Source organism: Marinicauda pacifica (assembly GCF_004793635.1).
GTDB classification, from domain to species: Bacteria; Pseudomonadota; Alphaproteobacteria; order Caulobacterales; family Maricaulaceae; genus Marinicauda; species Marinicauda pacifica.
The window spans coordinates 1-301 of the sequence record NZ_SRXV01000125.1; the positions used below are offsets into that span (position 1 = coordinate 1).

Here is a 301-nt window from a genome sequence, read left to right on the forward strand (position 1 = left end):
TGCAGCAGGATCGTGAAGGGCATGTCGAGCCCGGTCGGGTCGAACCACAGGCGCGGGGCCGGGTCGTCGTCGGCCTCGCCGCGGCCCGAGGCACTGCGCGCGGCGGGACCGTCCAGGGTGATGCGCACGCTGTCGGCGAGGCTGCGCGGCGCGAGCGCCGGGTGATCGGGCAGGTCCTGCCAGCGCCCGCCGCGATAGGTCACGAAGCGATAGCCGCCCGCATCGGTGTCGGGCGCGAAGCCGACCAGCGTCCCGGTGACCAATGCCGTTTCCCGGGCCTCGAGGAAGCGTGCCAGCAGGC

General features: G+C 74.1%; 1 protein-coding gene. It reads right to left on the reverse strand.

The annotated features are described in order from the left end of the window. The coding region (locus E5162_RS14655) for a GspH/FimT family protein (RefSeq protein ID WP_135945980.1) at positions 1–301 on the reverse strand (301 nt) is incomplete at both ends.